Annotated in this window: 12 protein-coding genes; 7 read left to right on the top strand and 5 right to left on the bottom strand. The window is 63.5% G+C overall.

Going from position 1 to position 11747, the window contains the following annotated elements; genetic code table 11:
- Positions 1-47: 47 nt before the first annotated feature.
- The 4 genes from rlmD to ACM6IP_RS10750 all read right to left on the bottom strand — a co-directional run bounded on the left by rlmD (position 48) and on the right by ACM6IP_RS10750 (position 4499).
- Positions 48-1400 carry a 23S rRNA (uracil(1939)-C(5))-methyltransferase RlmD gene (rlmD, locus tag ACM6IP_RS10765; protein ID WP_095170351.1) on the bottom strand — a complete coding sequence of 451 codons (1353 nt, stop codon included), beginning with the start codon at positions 1398-1400 and terminating at the stop codon, positions 48-50.
- Positions 1400-2302 (bottom strand): cysteine synthase CysM, encoded by a 903-nt coding sequence (gene cysM / locus ACM6IP_RS10760; RefSeq protein WP_095170352.1) that lies wholly within the window; start codon positions 2300-2302, stop codon positions 1400-1402. Before cysM ends, rlmD begins: the two co-directional genes overlap by 1 nt.
- A gap of 126 nt (positions 2303-2428) precedes the next feature.
- The gene (locus ACM6IP_RS10755; protein ID WP_414861467.1) at positions 2429-3790 is read right to left on the bottom strand and encodes a histidine kinase sensor domain-containing protein; all 1362 of its coding nucleotides are present in this window, start codon (positions 3788-3790) and stop codon (positions 2429-2431) included.
- The gene (locus tag ACM6IP_RS10750) at positions 3777-4499 is read right to left on the bottom strand and encodes a response regulator transcription factor (protein ID WP_095170354.1); all 723 of its coding nucleotides are present in this window, start codon (positions 4497-4499) and stop codon (positions 3777-3779) included. The genes ACM6IP_RS10755 and ACM6IP_RS10750 overlap by 14 nt, the downstream gene beginning before the upstream one ends.
- A 207-nt stretch (positions 4500-4706) precedes the next feature.
- On the opposite strand from ACM6IP_RS10750, the gene ACM6IP_RS10745 reads away from it, so the two are divergent.
- The 4 genes from ACM6IP_RS10745 (at position 4707) to ACM6IP_RS10730 (ending at position 9438) form a co-directional block, all read left to right on the top strand.
- A complete protein-coding gene (locus tag ACM6IP_RS10745; RefSeq protein WP_095170355.1) occupies positions 4707-7457 on the top strand; it encodes a response regulator in 2751 nt (916 codons plus the stop codon).
- 71 nt (positions 7458-7528) lie between these two features.
- Complete coding sequence (locus ACM6IP_RS10740; RefSeq protein WP_159997490.1) at positions 7529-8518, top strand: 2-hydroxyacid dehydrogenase; 990 nt, start codon at positions 7529-7531, stop codon at positions 8516-8518.
- A gap of 81 nt (positions 8519-8599) precedes the next feature.
- Positions 8600-9034, top strand: a complete 435-nt coding sequence (locus tag ACM6IP_RS10735; RefSeq protein ID WP_159997492.1) for a hypothetical protein — start codon at positions 8600-8602, stop codon at positions 9032-9034.
- Positions 9034-9438: an META domain-containing protein gene (locus tag ACM6IP_RS10730; RefSeq protein ID WP_095170358.1), complete on the top strand. Its 405-nt coding sequence runs from the start codon at positions 9034-9036 to the stop codon at positions 9436-9438. The genes ACM6IP_RS10735 and ACM6IP_RS10730 overlap by 1 nt, the downstream gene beginning before the upstream one ends.
- A gap of 58 nt (positions 9439-9496) precedes the next feature.
- On the opposite strand, the gene ACM6IP_RS10725 is transcribed toward ACM6IP_RS10730, so the two are convergent.
- Positions 9497-9964 (bottom strand): TlpA disulfide reductase family protein, encoded by a 468-nt coding sequence (locus ACM6IP_RS10725; protein ID WP_159997494.1) that lies wholly within the window; start codon positions 9962-9964, stop codon positions 9497-9499.
- A gap of 116 nt (positions 9965-10080) precedes the next feature.
- On the opposite strand from ACM6IP_RS10725, the gene arsC reads away from it, so the two are divergent.
- Genes arsC through ACM6IP_RS10710 form a run of 3 tightly spaced genes read left to right on the top strand, consistent with a single transcriptional unit; the run spans position 10081 to position 11472 of the window.
- The gene (gene arsC, locus ACM6IP_RS10720; RefSeq protein WP_159997496.1) at positions 10081-10434 is read left to right on the top strand and encodes an arsenate reductase (glutaredoxin); all 354 of its coding nucleotides are present in this window, start codon (positions 10081-10083) and stop codon (positions 10432-10434) included.
- Positions 10431-11054 carry an NAD(P)H:quinone oxidoreductase gene (gene wrbA, locus ACM6IP_RS10715; RefSeq protein WP_320332854.1) on the top strand — a complete coding sequence of 208 codons (624 nt, stop codon included), beginning with the start codon at positions 10431-10433 and terminating at the stop codon, positions 11052-11054. The genes arsC and wrbA overlap by 4 nt, the downstream gene beginning before the upstream one ends.
- Positions 11047-11472, top strand: coding sequence for a DUF2069 domain-containing protein (locus ACM6IP_RS10710; RefSeq protein ID WP_414861466.1), 426 nt, complete (start codon positions 11047-11049; stop codon positions 11470-11472). Before wrbA ends, ACM6IP_RS10710 begins: the two co-directional genes overlap by 8 nt.
- The last annotated feature ends 275 nt before the right edge of the window (positions 11473-11747 follow it).

Genomic DNA, 11747 nt, shown 5'->3' with positions numbered 1-11747 from the left:
CTGCTGCGAGTGCCGCATGGGCGGCCCAGTCGGACCAGACGAGCATCCTAGCTCGCTTCAAATAACGCCATGGCCTCGACATGTGCCGTCTGAGGAAACATATCGAGGATCCCGGCACGTTTTAACCGGTAGCCCTGCTTGATCAATTCGACCGTGTCGCGCGCCAGCGTTGCCGGGTTGCACGACACGTATACCAGGCGCTTGGCGCCGAGCGAGGCGAGTGTGCGCACCACCTCGAAAGCACCATCACGCGGTGGGTCCAAGAGTACCGCACAAAAGCGTTCCTCGGCCCATTTGGCATCAGCCAAAGGCTGGGATAAATCGGCCTGAAAAAACCTGGCGTTATGCAGATTGTTGCTAGCGGCATTGGCAGCAGCGCGCTCGACCATGGTCTGCACGCCTTCCACGGCTACCACTTCGCGCACCTGCTGGGCCAGCGGCAAGGCAAAGTTGCCCAGGCCGCAGAACAGATCCAGCACGCGTTCCTCAGCCGTCGGTTGCAGCCAGTCCAGGGCCTGGGCCACCATCGCCTCGTTGACCGCGGCATTGACCTGGACAAAGTCCCCCGGCCGATACGCCAGCTCCAGGTTCCAGCGTTCCAGTCGATAGCCCAGCGCCTGGCCGGCATCCACCGGTTGTGGTTCACCTTCGCCATGCAGCCACAACTGGGCTTGATGGAAGGCGCAGAATTCCTTGAGGATGTTCAGGTCGGCGTCGGACAGCGGTGCCATGTGCCGCAACAACACGGCCAGCGAAGAACCGGCGAACAACTCGACATGCCCCAGGGACTGCGGTTTGCTCAAGCGCCGAAGCATCTCGGGCAAACGGCTCATGATCGGTTGCAAGGGCTGTACCAGCACCGGGCAATCATCGATGCCGACGATGTCCTGGCTACCCGCGGCACGGAATCCGACTTCCAGCTTCTTCGCCTTGATGTCCCAGCGCACTGCCACTCGGGCGCGACGTCGATAGGCAAATTCCGCCCCGCTCAGCGGCGCAGCCCACTCTTCGGGCTCGACCCCGGCCACCTTCGACAACTGCTCGGCGAGCATGCGCTGTTTCAGGGCCAGTTGTTCGTTATGGGGCAGATGCTGCACGCTGCAGCCACCGCAGCGCCCGGCATGGACACAGGGGGCAGGACGGCGCAGGTCATTGGCGACAAACACTCGTTCGGTACGGGCCTCGACGACTTTGCCGTGGGCGCCAAGGACCCGCGCCTCGACCTCCTCGCCCGCCAGGGCGCCGATGACGAACCAGGTGCGCCCTTCGAAAAACGCGATGCCACGACCGTCATTGGCCAGGCGCTCGATGCTCAAGCGCTGCTTTTTACCGGTCGGGATTTGCGGGGCCTTGCTGCCGCCCGTGGGCTGGAAACGCAGGCCTCTCGGTTGCTTGGCCATCAGTTGGGCGCATCGAAAATGCCGGTCGACAAGTAACGGTCGCCCCGGTCGCAGATGATCGCGACGATCACCGCGTTTTCAACTTCCCGGGACAGCCGCAGCATCGCCGCCACCGCGCCACCCGAGGAAACGCCACAGAAGATGCCTTCCTCGCGGGCCAGTCGACGGGTCACGTCTTCGGCTTCGCTCTGGGCCATGTCGACGATCCGGTCGACACGCTCGGCCTGGTAGATCTTCGGCAGGTATTCCTCGGGCCAGCGGCGGATGCCCGGGATCGCCGAGCCTTCCATCGGCTGCAGGCCGACAATCTGCACGCTGGCGCTCTGCTCTTTCAAGTAGCGCGAAACGCCCATGATGGTCCCGGTAGTGCCCATGGAACTGACAAAGTGGGTAATGGTGCCCTGTGTCTGGCGCCAGATCTCCGGGCCGGTGGTGGTGTAGTGCGCCTCGGGGTTGTCACCGTTGGCGAACTGGTCCAGCACCTTGCCACGGCCTTCGGCCTCCATGCGCTGGGCCAGGTCGCGGGCGCCTTCCATGCCCTCCTCCTGGCTGACCAGGATCAACTCGGCACCGTAGGCCGTCATGGCGGCCTTGCGCTCGGCGCTGGAGTTGTCGGGCATGATCAGAATCATCTTGTAGCCCTTGATCGCCGCCGCCATGGCCAGGGCGATCCCGGTGTTGCCGGAGGTCGCCTCGATCAGGGTGTCGCCGGCATGGATCTGCCCACGCAACTCGGCACGGGTGATCATCGACAGCGCCGGACGGTCCTTGACCGAACCCGCCGGGTTATTGCCCTCAAGCTTGAGCAGCAGGGTGTTGCTGGTCTCGCCAGGCAGGCGCTGCAAACGGACCAGCGGGGTGTTGCCGACGCAATCGGCGATAGTTGGGTACTGCAAGGTCATGGCGTATTCGCAATCCAGACTGCGGGGGCGCCCATCATACCGGCAAACGTGCGCGGGCCATATCACGCAAAGTACGGTGCTTATGGCTGATAGCTATAAGCAGCTACTGCGCTGCCGCGCGCCCGATCAGACGGCAGAGGGATGAGCCAGCAGGCGCAGGTGCAGGCACAATCCCCCGCCGGTGTTCTGCGCCCACAACTGCCCGCCCTGGCGTTGCACGGCATTCCTGGCAATGCTCAAGCCCAACCCGAAACCGCCATTGCCCGGGCGCGAGCCGTCGAGGCGGGTGAAGGGCAGGAAGATCCGTTCCAGGTCGGCCTCCGCCACCCCACCGCCCAGATCCTCAAGCCAAAGGTGCCAGAACTCGCCGTCACGGCGACCGTCGAGGCGAACGCAGGCGCCCTCGGGGGAATGCCGGATGGCGTTGCGCAGAATGTTTTCCAGGGCCTGGGCCAAGGTGTTGAGGTTGCCGCGCACCCAACACTCAGCGTCGACCGCGCATTGCAGTTGGGTACTGGGCCAGGCACTTTCGTAGCAGGCGTTTTCCGTGAGCATTTCCCACAGCGCCTGCACCTGGATTGCCTCGTCCGGCAGGGGCGCACGCTCGGTATCGAGCCAGGCCAGTTGCAGAGTGTCTTCGACCAGGCGCTGCATGCCATCGACTTCACGGCCGATGCGGTCCCGCAGTTGCGCCAGGTCCTGTTCGCTTTCGCTGGCCACCCGCAGGCGACTCAGCGGGGTGCGCAGTTCGTGGGACAGGTCACGCAGCAACTGCTGTTGCAGCGCCACCGTGCTTTGCAGCCGTTCGGACATGTGATCGAAGGCGCGCCCCAGTTCACCCAGCTCATCCTTGCGATTGGTGGTCTGGCTCGACAGGCGCACGCTCAACTGGTCCGCCCGCCAGGCGTTGGCCTGCTCGCGCAGATTGTTCAGCGGTACCACCAGCAAGCGGTACAGCCCCACGCACAGGAGCAGGGTGAACAGCCCGGGAATCACCCCGTTGGTGATCACCCGCCAGAATACTTGGTAGCGCCCAGGCATGAAGCGCTTGGGCAATTCGAGCACCAGGCTGCCGACGCTCGAGTCCTGGGGAAAGGGAATACGCAGCCCGGGCAGGCGCTTGGCGTGTATCGGCCATTCCATGTCACGCAAAAACATCAAACGCTGGATTTCCGGAGCGGTGAGTTCATGGCTGCTCAAGGATTGCAGCTCATTACTGATGACCCCCACCCAGCCTTTCTCACGCTGAGCCATGCCCTGCAGCCAGGCATCAACGCCGGCGCGCTGGCCCTGTTGCCAGGCTTGCTCGGCCTCGGCGGCGTAGCCCAAGAGGGTAGCCCGGGCCTCGTGGGACAGAAACTGGTTCTGCTTTTCCATGTAGCGGCCCCAGGACCAGCTCAGCCAGATCATCAGCAGGCAGAAGGCAACCAGCAGGCACGCCAGTTTCCAGAACAGCGAATGCTTGCCGGGGAGGTCAGACCACTTCATCGACGGCGCTCAAGACGTAACCTTTGCCCCACACGGTGCGCACTTCGCGCTCGCTGTAGCCGATGGCCTTGAGCTTGCGCCGGATCTGGCTGATGTGCATGTCCAGGCTGCGGTCGTGGGGTGCGTAGCCGCGTTGCAATACATGCTGGTAAAGGAAGGCCTTGCTCAGGACTTCGTCGCCATTGCGGTTCAGTGTTTCCAGCAGCCGGTACTCACTGCGGGTCAGGCCAGCCCACTGCTGGCCAAAATGCACATCGCACAGTTCGTCGTCGAACCGCAGGCTGTGGGCTTCCGTGTTGAGAGTGGGTGGCACGTGGCGGCGGTCCAGGGCCACCCGTCGCAGGATGGCTTCAATGCGCACGCGCAATTCGGCCATGCTGAACGGCTTGGGCAGGTAGTCGTCGGCGCCCAGGCGAAAACCGCTGATGCGATCCGCTTCCGCGCCCAGCGCGGACATCAGCAGCACGGGCGTCGAGTCACTGGTACGCAGGTCGGTCAGTACCGCCAGGCCGTCCATGCCCGGCAACAGGATGTCCATCAACACCACGTCGAAGGCCTGGGCACGGGCCAGCGCCAGCCCTTCCTTGCCGTTCTGGCACCAGGTGACCTGGAAACCACAACGTCCCAGGTGCTCATGCACATAAGCGCCGAGCACAAGGTCGTCTTCAATCGCCAGGATCCGGGGAGAGCCAACAGGTACGGGAGTCATTAGCTTCTGCAAGTAATTCTCAATCAGTGATTATTCAAGATTGCCCGGCCATGAGCAACCCGCGCGGCTGCCCGACGTCACGCAGCTGTCGGCGGTGCCGGGCAATTTGCCGAGATTGCCTGCCTGCAAATCGCTACACTGCGCAGGTATTGCGTGCCAGATAGGCGCATCGATGATCGATGAACGACGTAAGAGCAGGAGAGTGGCGTGCTGAAGAAAATGGGGATCAAAGGTCGCGTGCTCCTGCTGACCTTGCTGCCGACCAGCCTGATGGCCCTGGTCCTGGGTGGTTATTTCACCTGGATGCAGCAGTCCGACCTGCAGACCCAACTGCTCAAGCGCGGAGAAATGATCGCCGAACAACTGGCGCCCCTGGTGGCGCCAGCAATGGGCCATCAGAACGAAGAGTTGCTGGAACGCATCGCCACCCAGTCGCTGGAACAACAGGACGTGCGCGCTGTGTCGTTCCTCGCCCCTGACCGCAGCCCTGTGGCGCACGCCGGCCCCTTGATGCTCAACCCGGCACCGACCGGCGACAACTCGCACCTGCTGCGCCGCTCCGGCAGCGATGCCACCCGCTACCTGCTGCCGGTGTTCGGCAAGCACCGCAACCTGGCCGGCGAAGTGATCCCCGATGAAGCCGATCGCCTGCTGGGCTGGGTCGAACTGGAGCTGTCCCACAACGGTATGTTGCTGCGCGGTTATCGCAGCCTGTTCGCCAGCCTGCTGCTGATCGTCGGCGGGCTGATCTGCACCGCCCTGCTCGCCCTGCGCATGGGCCGCACCATCAACAACCCGCTCAACAGCATCAAGCAGGCCGTGGCCCAGCTCAAGGACGGCCACCTGGAAACCCGCCTGCCCCCGCTGGGCAGCCAGGAACTGGATGAACTGGCCTCGGGCATCAACCGCATGGCCAGCACCCTGCAAAATGCCCAGGAAGAATTGCAGCACAGCATCGACCAGGCCACCGAAGACGTGCGCCAGAACCTGGAGACCATCGAGATCCAGAACATCGAGCTGGACCTGGCGCGCAAGGAAGCCCTGGAAGCGAGCCGGATCAAATCCGAATTCCTCGCCAACATGAGCCACGAGATCCGCACCCCGCTCAACGGCATCCTCGGCTTTACCCACCTGTTGCAAAAGAGCGAACTTACGCCGCGCCAGCTGGATTACCTGGGGACCATCGAAAAGTCCGCCGACAGCCTGTTGGGGATCATCAACGAGATTCTCGACTTCTCGAAAATCGAGGCCGGCAAGCTGGTGCTCGACAGTATTCCGTTCAACCTGCGCGACCTGCTGCAGGACACCCTGACCATCCTCGCCCCCGCCGCTCACGCCAAGCAGCTGGAACTGGTGAGCCTGGTATACCGCGACACGCCGCTGTCGCTGGTGGGGGATCCGCTGCGCCTCAAGCAGATCCTGACCAACCTGGTGAGCAACGCCATCAAGTTCACCCGCGAAGGCACCATCGTCGCCCGCGCCATGCTGGAAGACGAGTTCGAAGACAGCGTGCAACTGCGCATCAGCATTCAGGACACCGGCATCGGCCTGTCCAACCAGGATGTCCGAGCCCTGTTCCAGGCCTTCAGCCAGGCCGACAACTCCTTGTCCCGGCAGCCCGGCGGCACGGGGCTGGGGCTGGTGATCTCGAAGCGGCTGATCGAACAGATGGGTGGCGAGATTGGGGTCGACAGCACCCCGGGCGAAGGCTCGGAATTCTGGATCAGCCTGAGCCTGCCCAAGACTCGCGACGACATCGAGGACCTACCGGCCCCGCCACTGTTGGGACGTCGCGTCGCAGTCCTGGAAAACCACGAACTGGCGCGCCAGGCCTTGCAGCACCAATTGCAGGACTGCGGCCTGGAAGTCACCCCGTTCAACACCCTGGAAAGCCTGGCCAACGGCGTCACCATTGCTCATCAGACCGAGCAGGCGATCGACCTGGCGGTCCTGGGCATCACCTCCAACGACATGCCTCCGGAGCGGCTCAACCAGCACATCTGGGACCTCGAGCACCTGGGCTGCAAGGTGCTGGTGCTGTGCCCGACCACCGAACAGACGCTGTTCCACCTCTCGGTGCCCAACCCCCATAGCCAGTTGCAGGCCAAGCCGGCCTGCACCCGCAAGTTGCGCCGGGCTTTGTCCGACCTGGTCACCCCACGCCAGGTGCGCAGTGAACCTGGCGAGCCGCTGTCCAGCCGTCCACCCAAAGTGCTCTGTGTGGACGACAACCCGGCCAACCTGTTGCTGGTGCAAACCCTGCTCGAAGACATGGGGGCCAAGGTCCTGGCGGTGGAAAGTGGTTACGCGGCGATCAAGGCCGTGCAGACCGAAACCTTCGACCTGGTGCTGATGGATGTACAGATGCCCGGCATGGACGGGCGCCAGAGCACCGAAACCATTCGCCAGTGGGAAAGTGAACGGCATTGCACGCCGCTGCCGATCGTCGCCCTCACGGCGCACGCCATGGCCAACGAAAAACGCGCGCTGCTGCAAAGCGGCATGGACGATTACCTGACCAAGCCCATCAGTGAGCGCCAACTGGCGCAGGTGGTATTGAAGTGGACGGGACTGGCGCTGCGCAATCATGCGCCGGAGCGCGCCGACACCTATGGCAGCACCAGCGACCTGCTGGTACTCGACCCGGATGAAGGCCTGCGCCTGGCCGCCGGCAAGGCCGACCTGGCCGCCGACATGCTGGCAATGCTGCTGGCGTCTTTGGAGGCTGACCGCGAGGCGATTCGCGTGGCCCGCCAGAGCCATGACCACAATGCCTTGATCGAGCGGGTCCACCGCTTGCACGGCGCCACGCGTTATTGCGGGGTACCGCAGTTGCGCGCGGCCTGCCAACGCAGTGAAACCCTGCTCAAACAGCAAGACCCCAAGGCCCATGCCGCGCTGGAAGAACTGGAACGCGCGATCAACCGCCTGGCCCTGCAAGCCCGGATCAGCGCCTGATCCAGGGCAATGGCGCCGGGCGCTCGAGGGATTAAACTCAACCTTTTGCCCGTCGATTCCAGGAGGACCGCATGCGCACCATTCTCTTCAGCAGCCAGACCTACGACCGCGACAGCTTTCTCGCCGCACCGGCCAACGCCAGTATCGAGCTGCACTTCCAGGCGGCACGCCTAAGCCTGGACACCGTGGCCCTGGCCGAGCGGTTCGAGGTGGTCTGCGCCTTTATCAATGACGACCTCAGCGCGCCGGTGCTGGAGCACCTGGCGGCTGGCGGCACCCGCTTGATCGCCCTGCGCTCGGCCGGCTACAACCACGTCGACCTGGCGGCCGCCAAGCGCCTGGGCCTGAGCGTGGTCCGCGTGCCAGCCTACTCGCCCCATGCGGTGGCCGAACATGCGGTGGCGCTGATCCTGGCGCTCAACCGGCGCCTGCACCGCGCCTACAACCGCACTCGCGAAGGCGACTTCACCCTGCACGGGTTGACCGGCTTTGACCTGTACGGCAAGACAGTGGGAGTCGTCGGCACCGGGCAGATTGGCGCTACGTTCGCCAAAATCATGGCTGGCTTCGGCTGCCAGTTGCTGGCCTACGACCCCTACCCCAACCCTGAAGTGCAAGCTCTCGGCGCACGCTACCTGCCCCTGGCTGAATTGCTCGCCGAGGCGCAAATCATCAGCCTGCACTGCCCGCTGACCGCCGACAGCAAGCACCTGATCAACAGCCAGTCACTGGCGCACCTGCAACCCGGGGCCATGTTGATCAACACCGGACGCGGCGCCCTGGTGGACACCCCGGCGCTGATCGAAGCCCTGAAAAGCGGACAGTTGGGCTACCTGGGGCTGGACGTGTATGAAGAAGAAGCCCAACTGTTCTTCGAGGACCGCTCCGACTTGCCCTTGCAGGACGACGTCCTGGCGCGATTGCTGACCTTTCCCAATGTGATCATCACCGCCCACCAGGCGTTCCTCACCCGCGAGGCCCTGGCGGCCATTGCCGCGACTACGTTGCAGAACATTACCGAGTGGGCCGCAGGTACCCCGCAAAACCGCGTCGAAGGCTGAGATTGGCTGATCGAAGGTCACATCCACGGGCCATGGGCGAGGGTTTCGCGTGCTAGCATATCGGCCATATTTGGAGGACCCATGGTCGAACACGATTTCCGCTATAGCCTGATGAACCCGCAACACACCCTGATCGAATGCCGCACCCTCGCGCCGGGGCGTTATCAAGTCACCGGCAACGGTGGCTCGATTCGCGCCGACGACGTGTTGCTGGTCACCCTCAAGGGCAGCAAGGACTTGTCCATGCGCCTGACCGTCGAGAATGTGCGTCACCTGCTCAAGCCGATGGGCCAGTGGGTTGCCATGGCCAGCGGTCCGGTGTTCGGGGAGTTGGCGATCCACAGCTGGCAGGTCAACTGCGACAGCTGCGCCAAGGAGCTCAAGTTCGAGTTCGCGGTCGACACCTCACACGGTATCAAGGCCGAAAAACCGGCCGCCACCGCGCGGATCGCCGAACTGGGCTGGACCACCGCTGGCGAGAAGCACCTGTGCCCGAAATGCCAGGAGCCCGCGTGATGAAACACCTAGTGCTGGCCGGGATGGCGGCTGTGGGCTTGTTGGGGTGCGCGGCCGAGCCGATGAAACTGCAACAGGAGCGCAGCTACATCCTGGAATGGATTGGTGAGCGTCCGCTGATCGACAGCAGCCACCTGACCATCACCCTGGGTGAAGACGGCCGGGCCTACGGCAACGGTGGCTGCAACCATTGGTTCGCTCCCTACACCCTGGACGGCAACCAACTGAGCTTCGGCAAAGTCGGCAGCACCCGCAAGCTGTGTGCACCGGCCTTGATGGAGCAGGAAAGACGCTTCCTGCAGGCGCTGGAAACCGTGCAACGCTGGGACATCTCGCCCATCGAGCAAGTACGCTTCTGGCCCGCCACCGGCAAACCCCTGCGCTGGTGGCCGGAAGAAGGCTGACCGGCCGATGATCGTTCCCACGCCCCGTGGGAACGATCAAGTGACACCAAGCGCCGCTTCAGTTCTTCGCTTGCAACGCTTGCAACTTGGCGATCACCCCCGCCGCCGTCTGCTCGCCCATCAACTGCTCACGCACCTTGCCCTTGTCGTCGATGATGTAGGTCACCGGCAGCGCTTCGCTGCGCGGTAATTCAAAACGTTCGGCCGGATCCTGGGCCAGGACGGTAAAGTCGATGCCCAGTTTGTTGCTGGCGCTCTTGAGTTCCTCGCCCTGCACGTTGTCGAAGTTGACCCCGAAGACATTGATCTTCTGACTCTTGAGCTGTTCGGCCAGGGCGTTGAGCTCAGGGATCTCGGTCCGGCAGGGGCCACACCACTCAGCCCAGTAGTTGAGCACCAACCATTTACCGTCCAGGCGCTCCGAGGCCACCTTCTGGCCCAACTGATCGGTGCCGTAGTCGTAACCACAGCCTGCCAGCAGTAGGGTGGTGAAAAGTGCCAATGCCGCGCTCAATCGCCTTGTCATGGGGCTGATCCTTACTCGATAAATAAATTGCGCTGCGACCCATTGCCCCTGAAGGTTCTGGACTGCTCGCCGCACAGGTAGAATAGCCGCCACCTTACGCAAGATGCGACCCGCTCATGACCGATCTGACGCTTTATCACAACCCGCGCTGCTCGAAATCCCGCGGTGCGCTGGAACTGCTGGAGGCCCGCGGCCTGACGCCGACCGTGGTGCGCTACCTGGAAACCCCGCTCAATGCCGAGCAGTTGCACGGCCTGCTGGGCAAACTGGGCATCAGCGCCCGGCAATTGCTGCGCACCGGTGAAGACGAATACAAGAGCCTGAACCTGGCCGATGGGAACCTCAGCGAAGCACAACTGATCGCCGCCATCGCCGCCCACCCCAAGCTGATGGAACGCCCGATCCTCGAAGTCGGCGACCAGGCCGTGATCGGCCGGCCGCCAGAAAAAGTACTGGAGATCCTGCCGTGAGCGCGCCGTACATCCTGGTCCTGTATTACAGCCGCAATGGCTCGACCAATGAAATGGCCCGGCAGATTGCCCGCGGCGTTGAGCAGTCCGGCATGGAAGCGCGCCTGCGCACCGTGCCAGCGATTTCCAGCGAATGCGAAGCCGTGTCGCCGGATATCCCCGACGAAGGCCCGCTGTATGCCAGCCTCGACGACCTGAAACACTGCTCGGGCCTGGCCCTCGGCAGCCCGACCCGCTTCGGCAACATGGCGGCACCGCTCAAGTACTTTCTTGACGGTACCAGTAACCTGTGGCTGACCGGCGCCCTGGTGGGCAAGCCAGCCGGGGTGTTCACCTCGACTGCCAGCCTGCATGGCGGCCAGGAAACCACCCTGTTGTCGATGATGTTGCCCTTGCTGCATCACGGCATGCTGATCACCGGCCTGCCCTACAGCGAGTCGGCCCTGCTGGAAACCCGTGGCGGCGGCACGCCCTATGGCGCCAGCCATCACGCCGGGGCCGACGGCAAGAGCGGCTTGAACGAACATGAAGTGGCGCTGTGCCGGGCCCTGGGCCTGCGCCTGGCGAAAACTGCACAGCAACTTGCCAGCGCCCAGCCAATGGAGAACCACCGTGGCTAAAAAGCCCAAGATCCTGCCGGCCATCGAGTGGCTGGAGCCACGCGTGAGGGTCAGCCGCGCCGCCAGCCTGCTGTGCTTCTTCGCCCTGGTCGGCCTGCTCTGCGCCTACTACCTGGTGTTTGCCGACCTGCACGGCGCACGACCCTGGGTGATCCTGCTGATCGAGCTGGTGCCCTTGCTGTTGCTGGCGCCGGGGATGATCAGCGGCAGTGCGCGCGGACACTCATGGATGTGCTTTGTGGTGAACCTGTACTTCATCAAGGGCGCGATTGCCGCCTTCGACCCCAATCGCCAGGTGTTCGGCCTGCTGGAAATGGGCGCCAGCCTGGCGCTGTTCTGCTCGGCTTTGCTGTATGTGCGCTGGCGCTTCCAACTCAACCGCAAGTTGGCGGGTGAAGGCGAAACCTGCGCCGCCTGACAGGACCCTATCGCGGCATAGGTATCTACACAACTGTGGTGCGACGTTGCACCTGCTTGCGTAGTGACCTCTGGGCCGACCGGGATGTGGGATTAGACCGAGTGCATATCCATTTTTGCGGTAACGGCCTCCTATGGTTCCGCCTGACGGCGGCTCACTTTTGAGAAGCGCAAAAGTAAGCAAAACGCTCATACCCCACCACTCGGTGCCTCGCTTAGGCTCGGCATGCCCGTACTCCGACATTGATTTGGGGGGCCGCCGCAATGGGCCATCCT

The sequence above is a fragment of the Pseudomonas sp. IT-P176 genome, assembly GCF_949767245.1.
GTDB lineage: Bacteria > Pseudomonadota > Gammaproteobacteria > Pseudomonadales > Pseudomonadaceae > Aquipseudomonas.
The sequence above is the reverse complement of the archived record's forward strand: the minus strand, read 5'-3'. Positions and strand labels throughout refer to the sequence as shown.